This window comes from Ascidiimonas meishanensis (assembly GCF_037782385.1).
Taxonomy (GTDB): Bacteria; Bacteroidota; Bacteroidia; order Flavobacteriales; family Flavobacteriaceae; genus Ascidiimonas; species Ascidiimonas meishanensis.
Map to the genome: position 1 here is coordinate 475,237 of NZ_JBBEXD010000001.1, position 19,302 is coordinate 494,538.

General features: G+C 33.1%; 13 protein-coding genes. All 13 read right to left on the reverse strand.

The features are described from left to right. The 13 genes from WBG07_RS01965 to WBG07_RS02025 are packed head-to-tail and all read right to left on the reverse strand — an operon-like array spanning window position 1 to window position 19,301. On the reverse strand, window positions 1-1,344 hold the full coding sequence (locus WBG07_RS01965) for an ATP-binding protein (RefSeq protein ID WP_340198803.1): 1,344 nt from the start codon (window positions 1,342-1,344) through the stop codon (window positions 1-3). Beyond that, window positions 1,335-4,994, reverse strand: a complete 3,660-nt coding sequence (locus WBG07_RS01970) for a contractile injection system tape measure protein (RefSeq protein WP_340198804.1) — start codon at window positions 4,992-4,994, stop codon at window positions 1,335-1,337. The genes WBG07_RS01965 and WBG07_RS01970 overlap by 10 nt, the downstream gene beginning before the upstream one ends. Then, the gene (locus WBG07_RS01975; protein ID WP_340198805.1) at window positions 4,991-7,945 is read right to left on the reverse strand and encodes a hypothetical protein; all 2,955 of its coding nucleotides are present in this window, start codon (window positions 7,943-7,945) and stop codon (window positions 4,991-4,993) included. Before WBG07_RS01975 ends, WBG07_RS01970 begins: the two co-directional genes overlap by 4 nt. Further along, window positions 7,935-8,699, reverse strand: coding sequence for a hypothetical protein (locus tag WBG07_RS01980; protein ID WP_340198806.1), 765 nt, complete (start codon window positions 8,697-8,699; stop codon window positions 7,935-7,937). The genes WBG07_RS01975 and WBG07_RS01980 overlap by 11 nt, the downstream gene beginning before the upstream one ends. A gap of 6 nt (window positions 8,700-8,705) precedes the next feature. Then, a complete protein-coding gene (locus WBG07_RS01985) occupies window positions 8,706-12,377 on the reverse strand; it encodes a hypothetical protein (RefSeq protein WP_340198807.1) in 3,672 nt (1,223 codons plus the stop codon). Window positions 12,378-12,386: 9 nt separating this feature from the next. Then, window positions 12,387-12,836, reverse strand: coding sequence for a GPW/gp25 family protein (locus WBG07_RS01990; protein WP_340198808.1), 450 nt, complete (start codon window positions 12,834-12,836; stop codon window positions 12,387-12,389). Between the two features lie 2 nt (window positions 12,837-12,838). Continuing rightward, the gene (vgrG, locus tag WBG07_RS01995) at window positions 12,839-14,623 is read right to left on the reverse strand and encodes a type VI secretion system tip protein VgrG (RefSeq protein WP_340198809.1); all 1,785 of its coding nucleotides are present in this window, start codon (window positions 14,621-14,623) and stop codon (window positions 12,839-12,841) included. A gap of 3 nt (window positions 14,624-14,626) precedes the next feature. Beyond that, complete coding sequence (locus tag WBG07_RS02000) at window positions 14,627-15,283, reverse strand: CIS tube protein (protein WP_340198810.1); 657 nt, start codon at window positions 15,281-15,283, stop codon at window positions 14,627-14,629. Window position 15,284: 1 nt separating this feature from the next. After that, window positions 15,285-15,443, reverse strand: a complete 159-nt coding sequence (locus WBG07_RS02005) for a DUF5908 family protein (protein WP_340198811.1) — start codon at window positions 15,441-15,443, stop codon at window positions 15,285-15,287. Window position 15,444: 1 nt separating this feature from the next. Further along, entirely contained in the window at window positions 15,445-15,894 is a 450-nt protein-coding gene (locus WBG07_RS02010) for a phage tail protein (protein WP_340198812.1), read from the reverse strand. 3 nt (window positions 15,895-15,897) lie between these two features. Beyond that, entirely contained in the window at window positions 15,898-16,356 is a 459-nt protein-coding gene (locus WBG07_RS02015) for a phage tail protein (protein WP_340198813.1), read from the reverse strand. A 39-nt stretch (window positions 16,357-16,395) separates the two neighbouring features. Next, complete coding sequence (locus tag WBG07_RS02020; protein ID WP_340198814.1) at window positions 16,396-18,246, reverse strand: phage tail sheath family protein; 1,851 nt, start codon at window positions 18,244-18,246, stop codon at window positions 16,396-16,398. Window positions 18,247-18,275: 29 nt separating this feature from the next. Continuing rightward, a complete protein-coding gene (locus WBG07_RS02025; RefSeq protein ID WP_340198815.1) occupies window positions 18,276-19,301 on the reverse strand; it encodes a hypothetical protein in 1,026 nt (341 codons plus the stop codon). Between the last annotated feature and the right edge of the window lies 1 nt (window position 19,302).

Consider the following 19,302-nt stretch of genomic DNA (forward strand, 5'->3'; position numbering starts at 1 on the left):
TTAAATGGTTTTATTAAGTTTCCGGTATTCTCTTTGAACACCTACTAAAATATCATCTTGTGGAATAAATTTTTCATTTCTTTTAGCAGCTTCCAAGGCACAATAACGTAAAACATTAATCATTTCACCTCCACTAAGCTCATATTTCTCTGCCAATGTTTTAATACATACATTAGCTGCCAAATCAAATTTCTCTTCAAATAATTTTTTCCAAAGGCGTTCTCTTTGTGTTACATCTGGCTTTGGAAAATGAATCATGTATTGAAATCTTCTTGCAAAAGCTTCATCAATATTTGTTTGAATATTGGTTGCCAAAATCACCAATCCAGAAAAATCTTCTATTCGCTGCAATAGATAGGCAACTTCTTGGTTTGCATATCTGTCATTTGCACCCTTAGTTTGCGTTCTTTTACCAAAGAGTGCATCTGCTTCATCAAAAAACAAAATCCATTGTTTATCTTCAGCTTCGTCAAAAAGCTGTCCTAGATTTTTCTCTGTCTCCCCAATATATTTAGAAACTACTAAAGATAAATCTACTCTAAAAACGGGGCGTTTGGTTTCTTTACCCAATAGCGTTGCCGCCATTGTCTTTCCTGTACCCGGAGTACCGTAAAACAAGGCTCTTAAGCCAGCTTTTAAATGTTGCTTAAGTCCCCAGTCATTTAAAATTTTATCACTGTGAAGCAACCATTCTTTTATATCATTTAGGCTTGCTAAAACTTTTGAATCTAAAATGAGATCGTTCCAACTAAGCTCTGTTGCAATCTCTTTTGCTGGAAATTTTGCGCTATATTGGGGTAAATACTCCTCTCCGGTTGTAAATAAACTTATTACTTTATTTGTGGGTTGTAATCTTTGATGTAAAAGAAAATCAGATTCCTTATCTACTTCCATTATACCTTTGGTAAAGAAAAAATGATCTTTACTAAATATGCTGAGAAAATGCATCCTATTTTTCATTTCTGATCCCCCCAGAACAAAAGCAGCAGTTTCTAGAGTTGGTATAAACCCTTGTCTTTTATTTTCAACTATTCCACCAAATTCTGTAAAATGAGTTCCTAAGTTCTGATTCTTAATAAGAAAAACATCCAAACTTTGAGGTTTTAAATACGTACTCATACCTAACATAAGAACTATACGCTCTTCAAAAGAAAGCTTATTTCCTTTGATAAAGTTTGCATAAGAGTCATTCTCCTCATTTAAAACTGGAGGTGCCAATTCATAGATAGAGTTTGCTTCTTTTTCGTTTTGAAAGTAGCAGGTAAGTGAACGTTCTATAACCTTTTCAAACCATTCAAACTCACGATCTATAAACATGATAGTATTTTCTTTTATTATCTCCATTCGCTGATTAGAATTTTTTGCATCCAACTTAGTTTTACCTGATTAATGTTCCACGGAATTTGATCCAATAGCATGTCAAAAGTTCCATTAGCTACTTTCAAGTAAAACTGTTCACTTTCTTCTTCCAACTTACCTTCTCTTTGTAAAAATGTAGTTCGTAAACCTTCATTAGAAGTTCCATTCATAGGTTTCCATTGACTTCTTACCGCATCTAGCAAACTGTTAGCAGTTTCTTTGTGTATATCTTCAATAGCTCCCTGAATTATTAAAGGTTCTGTGAGCGGTATCCCAGTTAACACTTTATTGAGAATCATCCCATGCTCTTCTTCATTTGATTCTTTTCCCCAAACCAAAAAATCTAACAACCTTGCCGCATCATGTTGCTTTTTTGTATTTACGAACTTGCTATCAAGAATAAATTCACACCTTTCAAATAACATTCCTAAGAAAGGTGATATCAAAATAAGTCCGGAGTTCTTGATAAAAACAGGGTTTAATAATTCTTTCGGTTCCTTTGCTCCGAGCTTTTTATAGGGTTTTTTAAATGTCTCCTCTTGAATAATTATCTCTTCTTCTTCATTTTCATTTTCTTTTTCTTTTTCAAAAAAGAATTCTGCAAATTGAACTAACTGATTTTCACTAAAGCTATTTTTAAATTTTGTTTGTCCCATTTTTAGAAATACACCATTCGTTTCAGCAACGCCAATGATTCTTCTAATCATTTTCTTTATATGTACTATCCAATCTGCACGCTTCCAAGAATTCCAATCCTTAAATAGAAATTGAACAAGTATCTCATTTAACCAGAAATATTGTAATTTTTTATAGGATTCAATAGGAACTAAATTTTCAAATGTAGCAATCACTTTATGAAAAAAGAGCAGCTCTTTTCTAACTTGAGTAGACGTATTTAATTTAACCCATTCAAGAATTTCGTTTTGACTAAATTCATTGAGCAACATTTCTCTAAATTCAATATTCATCAAGAAAACTTCTACAGATTTTATATCAAAACTGTTATAATTTGTTTTCTTAGATTTTTTTATAAATTGAATGATCTGTTTCATTTCATCCAATGATAAATTCTTACTTTTTTTAGCTAATACTAATACTTCATTATTCGCTTTTGTAGATTCTGTAAAAAATAAAAACTCTTTAATCCACTTTTCAATTTCAACGTGCTTTATTTCTTTTCTAAAGTTTTCTAAAGCATTTATAAAAGTTACTTGCTTTGTTGCATTAAACTTAAAAACATCTGATAAATATTCTAAAAGCAACCTTTTAAATTGTAATGGTTTTTTAGCTAATAAATTTTCTGTCGCTTTCAGCAAAAAGAGAGTGTAAGACTTTTCATTGAGGATTCCCTTAAAAAGCAATAACTTCAAAATATCAACATCTAATCTTTTTAAAAATAGACTGAGCTCTTTATTTGATGAGGTATCGGCATATTCCCAAAACAAATACAAATTGGATTTTGTGAAAAAAGAAATTAAAAGAGCCTTAAACGAATTTGTTTTTAATTGATTTCTAAATGCTTTGTTTAAAAATACTCTATTACCATACTTTTCAAAGTCTCTGTTGAAATAGACCCAAGAATAAGTAGTATCCCACCAAGGTAACTGTTGATTGAGCAAGGTATATGATAACTTTGAAATAATAGCCTCTATATTGGACTGTTCATTTATTTCAAACTGTTTCCCATTAGCATAGGTGTTTTTCCAATAAATCCATACATACTCATAGACTTTACTTTTAGATTTTTTTTCTTTAAAATTGAGAAAATACGCCTGTAAAATTTCCTCCGAATCCACCTGAAATTCTGAAGAAACCTTCCGTAAAATTTTAGCAACTTCCCTACTCCAATCTTTAAAAAGCATTCTATTAAACTGAATTTGGAGTAGTTGTTTTTCAAGAAGTGTAACTATAAAGCTATTACTTTCTGGATGCTTTGAAACCTCGTTAACAGTATCTATTATAGCAACTAATTGAGGGTTTTTAAGGGTTTCATTAGAATAATCCTTAAGAAAATTGAGTATTTCAACCTTAGAAAGTACAGAACCGTTTTCCCATGCTGCCAAATTACTTTTAATCCAATAATACCATGTTTCAGGTTCATTAGATTTTGTGAAATTAAGAAAGGCTTTTAGTATAATTTTAAAACTTTTATCTATATGTAATTTTTCTTTTTTTAGATTGGCTGCCTCCATTTGAAGAAAGTCTTCTATGGGTTTCTTATAAAAAGAAGGCATAAAAGAAATACTATTTTCTAACAAGCTAAAAAAGGAGTGTTCAGCGTGTTTTATTTCTTTTAACATCAAATACAAAAGCTTGTTTACAACGGTATTAATATGCTTTTCTTCTTTGAAAATTTGAATTAAAAAAAATGCTTTAGTTCTCATTAATTCTGTGGCTACGTTTCTGTTTTCTAAAGTTAATTTTGAGAAATTAACTTTAATTTTTTCAAAAAAAACAGTTCCGGTGGCTATTGATTTTGAAGTTGTTTTGGAAAGAAGAAGCTCTAATATATCTATATTTACAAGTGCTGTTATCTTAGCGATTTGAATTTCTGATTTTAATGCAGCAAATAAAAGCTTCATCAAACTCAAATCTTCTGCTATTAATAATTTTCTTAAAATAGTTAAAAATTCATTTTTTGTATATTTAAGATTCTTAGTAGGTTTAAAGATACCTGTTCTTAGATAGGCTTCAAATGTTACTAAAAAGTTATTAGAAGTTTCTTCTGAGGTTGTTGTAAGTTCACTTTTTTTAATTCGATTTTGAGAAGCTTCCTGTAATTCTATAATTATTTTTTGAAATTCAACCGCATCAGATGCTACATTAATTCCATCTATTCCCTTAAAGATAGCATCTAGCAGTATTTCGTAAGCAATGTTGTAAGATTGTGCTGTATTTCTTATTAAGTAATTTAAAAAATTCTTTCGGTTATAATAACCATTAGAAGCAATGAAAATATACGCTAAAATAATATGCCAAAGCGCATTTCTAAATTGATCAAAACCCGTATCTATCATCTCCTGATTTTTCTGCTGCTCAAGCATCTGGTTTTTGTACGAAATAATATAATCACTCTCTTCCACAGCCAGTGACCTAACAACCTCATCAAGAAGATCATCTTTAAATTGAAATACCAACCTATTTCTAATGGTTTCCTTTTTACCAAGAGTCCATAACAAAGAAGCTAAGTTAGCAGCGTTTTCTTCTAGTAAATCTTGTAATAATTGCTTGGCAGATTGTTGAGAAGAACCTTTCCAATCAAAATAACCATATACCAAAAAATGTTTTAGTCGTTCTAGCTTTTGATCTTCTAGCACTATCTTCTGTCCTTCTCTTAAAGAACCATTTGTGCTAATTGCTTCTTTAAAAAAACGCGTAAGCGCTTCCTCTATTTTATAGGTAATTTCTGTTTGATAATTGTGAATATTAACACTGCCTAAATCCAATTCGATTTTATCAAATCTGTAAATACACCCTATTTCTGAAAACGAATTCATAACATTCTCTATAAGAGGCTGAATAGTGGTTTCTTGAAGCAAGCTTATTCCAGATTGAATATCATGTGCCTTATCAGACTCCTGAAGGAGTATTTCAAATGCTTGGTACGATACAATATGTTCTTCTACTTTACTCATTTAGTAGATTTCTTCTTTTTTTTAAGGAAATACTTTTTAATATTTTCTATTAAATAATACGCATGTTTTATCTTTTCTTCTTGGAAATTATCTTCAGATGCCATTTGTAACCAATTAAAATAATGTTCTTCAAAAGATTTCATCTCCTTAAACTTTAACCAAATAACATCAAAAGCAATATGGGCAGGGTATTCTTCCAAAATTACATTTCGCAAACGTGTTTTAAAATTTGGATCTTGAAACCTTGCTGGCCATGAAGGAAATACAAAACTCATTTTATGAGAAAAGAAACTTTCATCTACTGTTTGTGCTCCATAATGTGCTAAAAAACTAATGTGGAGTTTATTACGTTCTGGGTAATTGGTTTGAAGCGAGCTTACCATTTGTGTGATCATTAGTTCCGATTCTTCTTTTTGAGAAAATTTTTCAGTACTTACAGCAAGTTGTGCTCCATTATTTGAAAGAATATGAATTTCATAATTTCCATTATTACTTATACTTCTAAATTGCAAACTTCCGTCTGCCTTATAATTATGAGTAATTTCAATAGCATTTTTATTTCTTTCGTCCATAGAAAGTAGTTCATGCTGAGAAAACTGAAGCGTTGTACAGTTATCTGGTTTTACGCTAAATTCATAACCAAAACAATTGCTTTGGTAAGGCGGTGCCAATAACAAATGCTCAATCATAAAAAAACCTTCACTTTCGTAGTTTACCTTCCTTAAACTATGCACAAAATCTTCTATAGCCTGAGAAGCTTCTTGACGTGAATGAGTAATGTGTACTACCCGGGCACGTTTCTCTTTAGTGCCTTTAAATAGAATATAGTGGGATGGGTGATGTTTCCCTTCATTAGATTTGATTTCATAATTTTTAGTACGAATACCATTTTTGAGCACTTCCTCTAAAATTTCATTTTCATTTCCATAAAAATAGAATGAGCTGTGGAGATCCCTAACTACTTCGTCAATTATAATTAAATCATCAAATTCTAACGCATCTTCTTTTTCATCTGTATATATAATCTCAAGGCGTTCTTCATGTCTCAGGTCATCAGATTTTTTATATACCTTGATGTTAGCATTTTCTAATACTTTTGAAAAAGACCTGATTCCAATATTGGAAATACCCAACAATAAGGAGATCTTTTGAACCAGTCCTGGAATTAACTTGTTCTCCTTATCATCTATGTAAAAATTTCGCATTAGCTCAATAGGCTGTGTATAGTCATATGCCTTAGCCCTATTGTAACTTAACTGGGCATAATCTCGTAACAAAATTTGTTTTAAAGACAGAATATCTCTTTCTAGTTTATTTTCTCTTTCAGTGTTTCCGTATAGACTTTTATGCATTTTGCGCAATGCATAATCAGGAAAAACTTCACCAAAACGTGCTAATAATGTATCTGCAACATTGTTAAGTCTATCTACAGCTTTATTATCAAAGGTTTTATGCAAATTAGCCAAGGTATTTTTCCAATCTGCCAGTGCTTCAGAAAGTTTTTGATTTTCATCTTTCGCAATCAAATCTTTCAGTTCCTTCATATCTTCTAGCTCCTGATAAAAGTAAGACTGCATTTCCTCTCGTCTAACATCATATAAGGTATAAATATTAGTGAGTTGTGCCAGAAAGTTTGCCATAAGCTGGTCAAAAGGTAATAGGTAGGCTTTTAATTGTTTTGCCTGTGCTTTTCTTTTTTCTGAAACAGAAGGTGACAACCCATAGGCACCAATACCGTAGGTTGGTGGAAATTGCTTACGAAGTGGAAAATATTCTGGAGAACTTGGTGCTCTCCCCTTAGGGATTTCAATTGAATTAAAAGATTTAGAAACTGATTTAAAACTTCCATAATTTTGAGCTTCAATATATGACAGTTTTTTTTGCACTTCATCTAGATCAGGAGTAAATTCAATACCTTGATTTTTATACATAAGCTGCTTACTATCGTGTGGTAATTCTAAAATAGCCGCATAATCTGCTGGTATTTCTAATCTCCCTTTTTTAGGTTGTTTTAATTGAGGATCATTGTAATGTGATGTGTGAATCTCAAGATTAAAATAATCAACACTAATAATATGGTCTAACTTATTGATCATACTAACCAAATCTGAAAAGAGAAGTAATCGGGTGCGTTTTTTTAATTGATTATCTTCAATAAATCCATTTTCAAGGTGTGGTCCATTAAAAATAGTGGTTACTGGTACTTTTTCTTTTCTCAATTCCCATAAAGATCTGAATTTAGGGTCTAATGAGATATGATTTCTCAACTTATAAAAAACTTCCGCTAGGATTTCGTCTCCATTAACCAAATCAGTAATCGTTATTTCTAAATCAATATGGAGCTCTAATGGTTTGAGGATGGTAACCTCATAAAGATCTTCACATAAATTACGATGAGCATGAAACAGCTTTTTCACTTCATTTTTCACCCTTTCATTTTCATCGAGTCTTGCTTTTCCAATCTCTGAATAGCGATGTAATTCTACAAAAACATGATATAACCCACTAATATTAGTAAGCCTTGTATGTTCTTTATCATAGGTATAGGTATCATTCTGCCTTTCAAACCAAATATTTTTTAGATTAACAATCTGGTCTATCATTATTTTACGATAATCTAATATCGTTATAGGGTTTGTAGTTAATATTTCCGAAGGAATAAAAAATCCATTATCACCAGAAGTTAATTGACTTCCTTTACCCTGCACCAATAAATCTTCAATAGGCTGTGATGTTTTATGCGCCACACTGGTCAAACCATAGACTACATTCTCCAGTATGGTTACCCCTGGGTCATGCAGATTATAATCTGTCCATTGATCACCTGAAAAATTCTGCAATAATTGAATTCCCTCAAGATATAAATCTTCAAAAGGTCCTGTTCCTTTTTCTTTTTTGACAATAAAACCTTTATCATCAATATTTATTTTATTTTCATCTTTATTCATCATCAGAATTAAAGAGAGACATCATGTTGTTATCCCAAAGTTTACTTATATGAAAACGTATGTTTAATCCGGCTCCATAATCGGTGCGCGTTTTCATTTGTAGTTTATAATCAAAAGTACTTCCTACCCATCTTAAAGCAATTTTATTCCACCACCATCCATAATGTGCCTGTGTACAGCTTATACGGCTTCTGGATTTGCCATAGGTACTTAAAGCATGGGCATGCAGTAAGGCATATTTGCCTGCTTTTTTCTTACCCACTTTTGCCACAATTTCAAAGGCATTACAATGGTCTAAATCGGTAATGATGTCATGCCAGGTGCCATCTGCGGGCACCATTCCCATTTTATAGGTGCCTACTTTGCTTTCAATTCCTAATGTTCCTTTTACTTCCAAATTGGTTTTAGGAGCCGTAGTTCCTACCCCCACATTTCCATTCTTTTCAAAGAAAAGCCTATAGTGTTTTTCTTTTTGAGAAATGTTTTCCACAATTCCCAATCCTTCCAAACCATCCTGAGCCAGCTCAATACTCCAATCTGGAGTTTCATTATTGATTTTCTGGTAAAAACTTATTAATCTTTCAGATTCTGAAAGTTCTGGAGCCAACATAAGACCATCTTTGGCATTTTTGGAAATTCCATCTTCTACTTTGTTGACCATAGAATCAATCAGGCTTCCAAAACTATTTGCATCTGGTCTGTTCCCATCACTAAAAACAGCCTTCAGACTTTCTCGATTTAATGGTTTTTTGTTCATCTCTTACTACTTTTTCGTTTTGCACACCAGTATGGCATTCTCAGGCGTTGTTTTTTCTTCTAAAGCCTTATTTTTATCCTGGTCAATTTCTACCGATGCCAATTCGTGATATGGCTCTCCAAGAATAAAATCTGCCCCTATCTCTAGAGCTCCAATTCCAGGATTCGTAATATCTACATCTTCATTTATGCGATTGCTATTTTCTAAATGATGCAATGTGAATGGTACCAGTACAGACCAAGGAGTAGACGGCTCAATTTCTTGCCCTTCATTAAATATTCCCAATGAAAAACTATTGGCTCCATTTTGAATAATATGTTCTATAGCAAATTTCTTAACTGATTTTATATATGGAAGGTCTTCAATAAAACCAACTACTGTATTAGGTACTACAACACCTCCTATCCCTTCATAACTATTCTTCATATTATATACCGGAGAAAGGAAGGTATTAACGTCTTCATTTATTTTTTGATCATAATATCCACCTTGTTCTTCTGGCTTAAACTCAATAACTCCTCTTGCCATTAAATATTCAACCTGAGGGTTGATCACATCTAAGACTACTGAAGCACTTACTAGTTTATTAATATAGTCTTTCATTTCATTTAGCCGATTCTGATTGAAAAAAGATCGATTCTCAGGGTTCCAATCCTTAGGCATCACAATAATTTTTACCTGTCCCGGCATGGGTACAAATTCAGGATTCAAGTTAGTACATTTAACAGCCTTTAGATCTGTAAATCTTTCTAGTAATAATCTTTCGTAATCCCAACAAGATACCGCCCTATCTTTATGTTTTAGGCGCTCGCTTACCCGTGTATAAAATTCAACTTCACTTTCTGGTCTCTTACCTCCAAAAGTAAATGAAGGTTGAAATACTTTTTGAATTTTAGGTGATTTTTGCACTAATTTTGTAATACTTCCCGGATTTAACTTATACCCTTTTAACTTAGGGTCTGATACATTACTCTTAACTACAGTTGCGTTTAAATAAATACCTTTAAGTCTTGGGTAACTGGCTGCATTCTCCAAAACCTTTATTCGCAATTGGTAGATTGTACTTTCAGAATCAACATCAGAAATCACTTCAGGAAGCAATAATTCCATGATGCCAGACTTAGTGAGACCATTAGTGTCATCCAACATAATATTTCTTAGAGATAAAGGTTTCCACATACCAAACTCCTTATATTGAAAGGAAAGCACATTTTCTTTTAAGTGACTTTGATTACCAACGGTTTGCAAATCAAAATATAGCGTTATAAGTCCCGCATTTTTTATGCCTTTTAGATGTATTAATAAATAACCTTCCCCCTCATAATTTGGCAGTAATCCAGTACTCTTATTGGTGTTTTCTATATTAGAGGTATTCCATCCAAAAGGGCTTATATGTAAAAACTTGTTTTCTTTTTTTCCATTAGTTGCCACTCCTTCATTAAATGTATCAAAAAACAAAGTATCTGTCGCATTATAATTTAATGATATCTTATTTACCTTAGGAACATATGGTTTGTTTGGGTAAGGTAAATTAGTTTTGTTTTGTGCATTATAAGTAGCAACTGCGGTAAATTCTTGTTGGTACAAATCCTGACCAAAAGCATAAGATGGAGCTGTAAGCATTAACCTAACAAAACCACTTGTTGAATTAACGGTATATAGAAGCGGATCTTTTAAATCTGAAACTTGTTCTAGACCAAAGGTATCTATTTCTGTAAAGCAAAGTGTAGAACTATTTTTCAATAAAACGCTATCATAATTATCAGTTGTGACGCAAGGATACGTTTCAAAAAGTGGTATTTCTTCTTGATCTAATGGATTGTTTGGAATCCAATATCCATTAGATAGCATTGAAAATTGAACCTTAAAAGAATCATTTGATATTTCTTCGGTATATCCATCATAATAACTCTCAAAACCGCCAAAATCTGCTGGTAAAGAATCCCAATCTATTTTAATAGTTAAAGAAGTTACATTCTTTTGAAAAAGCTCACTTTTTCCTAGCATGATCCATGACCTTACAGAAGGAATAGGCCCAAATAAATTAAAAGGCTTGCCTAAACCTATCTTGCCAATATTGTTGTAAATAGAAAGGTTCTTTACATCTGTAACTTCAACATTTATTTTTATAGTATCCAGCTCAATACCTTTTAAAAATGAATACGCATAAATTGGAGCGTATTCATTGAGCTCTACACTTATTGCTGGCCAGCTTAAACCTTTATCATTGTTTTTTGGAAGTGCAATGGGAGGTTTGGTTACTCCTACCACAAGTTTTAAACGAATCTCGTTTTCAACTTCATTAAAGTCAATTTGATAATGATCAAAAGAAATCCATTCTTTTTCCGATGAATAAGAAATTTTAAAAGCATTATCAAATATTTCAGCAAATAACAGCGTAAGTTCTAATTGTCTATGCGCTTTCATTTCATTCAATAATCTAGATAGTGAGGTTTCCGGACTTTGCTCCTTAAATTTAATATTTAAATTTATCACACGATTTCCTTCAGAAAGAATAAGTACCGGAGAACTAATTACAAACCCCATAGAAGCTACGGTTTTAGCATTTATCTGTGTTTGCAAAGAAGATTCCTCACTTGCTCCGAACAAATACCATAGTTCTTTATTGTCTGTTAATTGTTCGCCATTCTTAATAAGATGATTGTGATTAATTGAAGAAATTATGGGTTTGGAGGTTCCAACTTTGATATAGGGGTTTTTGTTGAAGTAAAGTGTTTGTAATTCTTCTAGCTTTATATCCTGTATTAAAATTTGTTTTTGGGTCTCAAAAGTAAGTTCTTCCAAACTACCGTTTATTTTTCCAGCAGATACTTTGGTTCCTGCCTCTAATAAAAAATGTGGAATCTTTGGTAATAAGTCAAAAGAAACAATAGCAAAGCTATCTTCTCCCTGGTTTAATTGTTGTTGTAATACATTCTTATAATAAAAATCTAAATGATTTTTACCATGTAAATTTATTTTATCAGATAATTTTTGATAAAGAAGTGTAAAAACTATGTATAAAGAAGTGTGCGCCTTATGTCCCTTGCTTTCTTTAATAGTATGTAAGAGATGTTTTTGAGCCGTTTCTTTAATGTGATAGATTCCTTTAAAAAAAATATTAATTGCTTTATTAATATTTAATTCACTGGCTTCTTCTGTTGGGGGAGGCGCATATGCAGGCATAAAGTCACCTAACTTACTTTTTAAATCTGGACGTATATTTTTTTGACTAATAAATTTCTCTAATTGTCTTTTCTCATAAATCAATAAATCATTGAGTATATTACCCACTTTATTAGCCAATCTATACTCTCCCATTTCATGAAGTACATCATACCATTTTTTAATTCTATCAAAGCAGTCAAGTAGCATTTTAACGATCTTTATTTTTGATGTAGGTGATAAAATTGAAAAATCTCTTTCTTGCAATAATTCTTCAATCCCTCCTAAAGGATCGTTAATAATAGAAACTATGTAAATCACAGGGTCATTTTCTATAAGCTCATTCCATTTTCCATCAAGTTCATTTTCTGTGTTATAATAATTAATTTGCTGCAAAAAAGAAGTGAGATATCCTAGAATATCCCAAAATTGACGCTCATCAATCTTAAACTTGCCATTCAACAAGTTTTGTGATAATCGTTCTTCTCTTATGGTACCTTTACGGTTTTGCATTTTATTGTATTAGCTTATTTTAGTTATCTCCTTCTGATACATTTCAGGTATATCTGTTCCTTCTACCTTATAGTAAGGAAAAACCAGGTTAAAACGAGTATTACTTACTTCTATGCTATAATCTAAACCAATCTTAACAATACCTTCTAAGTATTCGGAAATATCAATATGGATTTCATGAAGCTCAATTCTGGGTTCATAATTAAGAATGGCGGTACGAATTAGTTCTTTTAAGAAATGAATTTTGGTATTAGAAATAGAATCAAATAGAAAAGATTGTATACCACATCCATATTCCGGAAGCATCACGCGCTCACCTGGATTGGTAGTCATAAGAATCTCAAGAGATTCCATAATATCTTTCTCATCAGATACCATAACCACTCCAGAGTTGAATGATTTTTCAAATGTAGGAGGAAAACTCCATCCTTGACCTAAAAAAGATTTATCGTCATACATACTTAATTTATTTTAACCATTAATCCTTGAACCTCTACTTGACCACTACTTTTTACAGAACATTCTGCTGTACCTGTAATTGCGGTGGATTGATTTCCTGTAACTGATACCGAACCGCCTGTTGCATCTATAGATTGATCGCCATTAACCTTTACAGTTGTTCCTTGAATGGTAACCCCCTGTGACGCTTTTAAAGTTAGGTCTGACTGGCTTTCAACTAAAATACCATCCGTATTCATTTGGATTTTATTATTGCTCTGATCTGTTATTGTAATTCCTTCATCTTCATCGCTAAACACCATCGTATTGCCTCCTGGGGTAAGAATCGTGATCACTTTATTTTCATCGTCAAACTTTATCTGCAATTTACTCTGGGTAATAAGTGTTTTAATGGTATTTTTCTCATCTGGAGTTTCAGGTGAAGCAATTTTAGTACTGTAAACGCTGCCAAGAATTACGGGAAATCTGGGATCATCGTTTACAAAGCCTAAAATTACCTCATCATTTACCTCAGGCATAAAAAAAGCACCAAAACCATTCCCATTATAAAAGGTAGATAACCTTGCCCAGACGGTTTCGTTGTCCACACCTAAAACAGGTATTTCTACTTGTACTCTGTTTTGATTATCAGGATCATCGTAAATTTTCTTTACAACACCTGTTTGAAGACCTTTTATACCTGGTATTAATGCCGAAGTTACAGGGGCACTAATTTTATTTTCTTCTGCAAACCAATTTTCAGACAATCCAATGTGTACTTCTGTATTCCATCTTCCCTCATCCAAGGTATGCACAACACCAGAAATAAAAGCATTCCCATTAAAACGCTCGCTTAAACCATCAAGCTGTATGGTGCTATTGGGCACCGCTTTGGAAGATCCTTGAAAAGTAACCGTGCCTTTAAAGCGTGAAAGTCTATTTTTTAATAGAGCAGATTCCGCCCACACTTTTAAATCATCTTGACTTACAGGAGCTGATGTATTTAAATGATTATCTCCTGCATCTACTGCCTCAGACAATGATTTACCGGTAATATTTCCTTGTTTATTTACTGTAGGTTCTGAAGCATCTGAACTTATCATTGCTTGTTCAGACATATCCCATGCGGTGGAGGTAACTTTAGAATACTGATAGGTAGCATCTAATTCTCCATCAAATTCTATAATATCATATCCATACTGTAACTTAAGTGCAGGATCTGCTGAAATAGCAGGTTTGGCTGTTGTAAATTTTCCGCTATCTGTAAATACTACCATTCCATTTATTTCTGTGCGATTTATAATGAAATCCCAGTCTGTTGCATAATATTGTACCACCTCTTTATGCTCGACGGTAGTGGCAGCTATGGAACTTTGCAAGCCGCTTTCACCTATAATGTTTTCAATCACAGCACTGTCTTTTACATCTGTAAAAATGTTGTTTTTTCGATTAATGGTAAGTTTTACAGCTTCATCTTTACATAGTACATGAAGTGTTGATCCATTAATTTCATTTACTTTTAATTGTTGTTTAACTACAATACCTTTAAAAATAGAATCCTCCTTACTGTTATAGCCTAATTTAATTTCAATTTTTACTCCCGGTTTAAATATGGATGACTCTGCTACCGGAAATGTTTGTTTAGCCGTGTCTCCATCTTTTATGGTTATTTCTGCTTTAGCAATTCGGTTTAAATATTGCTCTATACGAATAGAATGTACTTCATACGTTACAGGTATCTGACTTCCTCCAGATATTATTTTGAAAGATACAAGATTCGTTTCTTCAACAATAGGTGAACTTGGCATGATTTATTGAATTGGTGGTAAATAAATTTTTGTTCCAGGTATTAAATTTCTAAAATTAATAAGTTTATTAAATGTAGCTACCTCTAGATAGTAACTTGCATCTCCGTACATTTCATGGCATAAATTTGGAAGGGTATCACCATCTTTAATAGTTATTATATGAGTTAAATCTGGTGATTTATTATTTGCTTCTCTTGCCAAGAGGTTCGCATCCGTTGCCTCTTCAAATTTAACATTCGCTTTTGCTCTAAGAGGAGTTCCATCTTGCTTAAACAATGAATACGTAACGTCTAAAGATGTCAATTTACATTTAAAAACTAATGATCCCCATGAAACTATGAGATAATTAGGTTCATGAATACTTCCATTATAGACAAAACAAACTTTTTTAAACTGATCTAATTGCGTTTTAACTGGTACTTTGTTGTTTTGAATAGCTCCAGTAGCATCAAAATGAATTTCAAATGAAATAGTTTCTGGCGGAATTCCTTTAAATTTCAAGGTTGTTCCCGGGGCTCCTTGGGCAGTTGAATTATCGTATTTTACCTGATAATTATGCGCATAAGAAGAAGGGTTAATCTTTACTGTGCATTTTGATTTCCCTTTACCAGAATACTTATTATTAGGATAAGCTACTATGGTCATTTTATTTTTTGCCATATTATCGCTCTTTTATTTTACTCAATTGTTTCTGAATTTCTTTCTTACAATCTTTAAGTATAGATTGTTTCATTAAGTTCAAATCCAAGTCTGAATTTCTATTTCCAGGCTGGTCTTCAATTTTTACTTTTATCAATAATTCTCTTATTTCTATAGCCATATTACTTCATTTCAAAATAACTAAACGCAAATTCCAATGTTTCTATAGCAATTTCATTATTCATAGAATTAAGATCAGATAATGCCCATTTAACGGGCCACGCATTTACAAAATTCCAGGATTTTAAAGGATTGCCATTTTCATCTAGTAATTTTACGACTACCGTTTTTGTTTCAATAGTTTCTTCTAAGTTCCCTCCTAAAGTATTCATACACCATTTTGCGATTTCAGAATTTTTAGGAATAAGCCCTCTTTTTAAAACTAGGTTCGCATATTTTGCAGCGACGGGTACGCGGTGTTTAAAACCGTTTACCCCGCCTTCTGCAATTTCTTCTGTACCCATCTCCATTGTAATTCCTGAAACTTCTTTAAAGGAACCATCACTTTTTCCAGAGCTTCCTTGAAAAGAAACCTGAAAATAAAATGAAACGGGTGGGTAAAATTCATTCATTTATTACCCGTTTTTAATGGTTAGTCCTTCATGCGCAAGCTCTAAGGTCTCTACCGCTACTTCATTTGCATCTGACTTTAAATCTGTACCGGAAATTTTGGTTGGCCAAGCATTTGCTAAAGTCCATGTCATTGTAGCTGCCCCTTTTTCGTCTAGCAACTGTATCGTTACCGTCTCTCTTTTTATGATATTCATTTTAATAGCATCATACCATTTCCAGAAATTATTGTCTTTTACAAAAATTCCTTTTTTGAGAGTTACGTTTCCAGACTTACTAATTCCAGGCATTTTAATAGTTGAAAACTGTTTGCTGTCTCCATGTCTATATTCTATTGCCTGTGTCTCTGTTTCTAATCCTGATACCTCCTGAAAGGAAACTGTATTGTCTTGCGATCCAAGACTTACTTTAAAATAAAACTTTGGTAATGGCCATACATTACCTTGTGCTGACCCGTCTGCCATATCTTTAAGATTTTAAAATTAAACTGTTTTTTTATTTGATTATGCTTTTTGCATTTCCTGTTGGAATGTGATTGATATAAATTCAGCAGGATGAGATACCGCAACCTTCACTGCTACCCTCATAATTCCCATCAATATATCTTCACCAGTCATCGTACTTCCAAGACCCACACTAACTGAAAAAGCATCTGCCGGTTTTGGACCTACCAATCCTCCTTGTTTCCAGATGTCATTTAAAAAGTTACTTATCATACTTTCTACATTCACCCAAGTGCTGGAATCATTAGGAGCAAATACATATGCTTTAGCTGCTTCTTTAACTGATTGCTCTAAAAAGATTAATGTTCTTCTTACATTGATATAACGCCAGTCATTAGAATTTCCATCTAAGGTACGTGCACCCCAAACTAAATTACCTCTACCTGTAAAAGCTCTAATGGCAGAAATTGATTTTCCATCAAGAGGCACATTTAAATCTTCCTGCGTTTGATGATCTATCTTGATAGACGGTGCTACTGTGCTTTGAACGCCTACATTGGCAGGTGCAACCCATACCCCTTCATTATTATCTACAGAAGTATAAATACCTGCCATCGCTGCACTTGGCCCCATAAGGTTCATTTGGGCCATCATAGCACTTACTAACATTTGATAAGATTTGCTCAAGTTTTGCAAGATGGTATTTGACTTTTCAAATTGTAACTGATTAGGTGCTGGTGTCGCCTTACTGTCAAAAACACCAATAATAGGTTTAATTTTCTCATTAAAAACCCCATTTTTATCGGTGTACTCTATGGTGAGCATTTTAAGAACCGAATCATAAGACTTTGAATCAATATTTTTATAAGAAACCTCAGAGGTCTGAATAACGGTAGTATGCAACCAAGGATAGTATGCTGCTGCATAGCTATTAAATTTCTGATCTAGTGGAGTAACCGCATCTCTAAAATAGGACACACTGGTCTTTCCTACTTCTGGTTCACTATAAGCCCCTGGAATATCTAATATGGCCACTCTATTCATCATCTTGCCACAATGGTTTATCATAGCTCCTTGAAGAGAGTACGCGTTTTTATAGTACTGTGAAAAATCAGTTACATCACTTGCTGTAGGATCTTTAATTTCTACTAGATCTGGAATCACCAACATAGTAGGCTCCATTTCTTTTTCCAGCAAAGTAATTGCTTTCATAAAACCATCTGTATCTGTAATGGCAGGCTTAGAATAATCATAGGCTCCAATAGAAATTACATAACAGCTTCCTCCTCCATTTTCATAAAAGAATTTAAGAGCCCCATACATTCTATAGTTAATGCTACTTGTTTCCACATCATACGCAATACCACCAATAACAAATTCTGCATTATGAATTACATCATCAATAGTTTTTTGTGCTGCTGCAAGCGCCTTTAACTGAGCATCGGTAGGTGCAGTACCATCTGTTGGCATTGCTGCCTGCGCTGTTGTAAGTGCTTTAAGGTTTTTATCTGCCTTCACAGCAGTTTGCTCAGCTTTTGCTGCATCATTGGCAGTTTTCGCTGCTGCTGCTGCATCTTTCTGCTCCTTTGTTGCATTGGCCGCAGCAGCAGTAACTGCATCGTTTGCAGCCTTTAATGCCGCTGCTGTATCCGTAACAGATTTATCTACTGCCGCTTGATATTCTGGCAAGTAACTAGCGGTTATTTTAAATTTAACTTCTGGCGGTTCTGTTCCAAAAATGGCCAGAAATTCTGCTAAGGAAGTAACTTTTACGGGTTTGTTTAGCAAACTCTTCCCATTGTAAGAGGTTTGCCCGGTGTACCCTATAAAAGCCGGAACGGCTGTTGGTATAGGTACCACTGCGTTCCCAAAGGCATCCAATTCGCTGATGTACACCCCGGGGGTTTTCATGACTGTTGACATAGTTTTAAAAATTAAGATTAAACATATACTATAGTTGATACCAGCAAATGACTTTCATTTTGCTGATTTTTAAATGATTGTAATTCCATAGGCTGAGGGTTTGGCAGCTTTAATTCAAGTGAACTTATTTCACTTGAAAAATTACCCGTGTAATTTAATGACAGCAATGGGGGTTGTTCTAATTCTTCCTGAAGCATCATAGGCGCTGAAGATAAAAATGTACGTATCTCCTGCCCATTTGGTAATTGTTCATTTTGAGGTCCCTCAAAAACATTTTCTTTACCTCTTGAGACTAACATTTTTTTAATCGTTGTTTTTGTAGAAGTACTGGCTATTTTATACTGCCAAAAAACTTCTCTTGCTTTAAAATCTATGTTATATTCTGGGATTTGCTCTAAATCTGAAATATCAGCTACTGCTAAACGCAAAATGCCCATATCTGATCTTACCAAATTATCTAAATAAAGAAACTTCTCAATAAGTTCATCATTCATCCATAACTCAAAAATACCTGGTGATGCTCCTCTTAACTGAACTTGATAATGGTTCAAAGACGGGGGGATATTGATCGCTTCAAAGACCACATCTCCTTCCCCATCCTTTACCATTAACTTTGTTGTATTATCTGGAATAATTAATGAGAACGATTTAGCCCTAATGGAAATCTGATCTTCCATACCCACATGATTATTTTTCTGCAATGTTTTATTTAAAGCGCTTTGATTATTTTCAAAGAAAAGAGTTTTAGTGTCACTTGGAAAAGGGATCTCTGTATAGTTATAAAACATCGTGTCGTTCACTTTTATAGTAAAATATAAATCAGAAATGCCTTGAAGTTTTTCTTTTAGAGTTGTGGCTTCCCCTTCATTCCTCCCTATAAAAAATGAGAAAGTACCAGACTTATGATTCAAAAGAATATCATAATTTTTTAAGATCTGTTCTGTTTCTCTAAAAGGAACCATGGTAAGAACTTTACAAATAGCATCTGGAAAGTACCCATGAGACACTTTCAAATCAAGCCATTTTTTATAAATTAAGTTCATA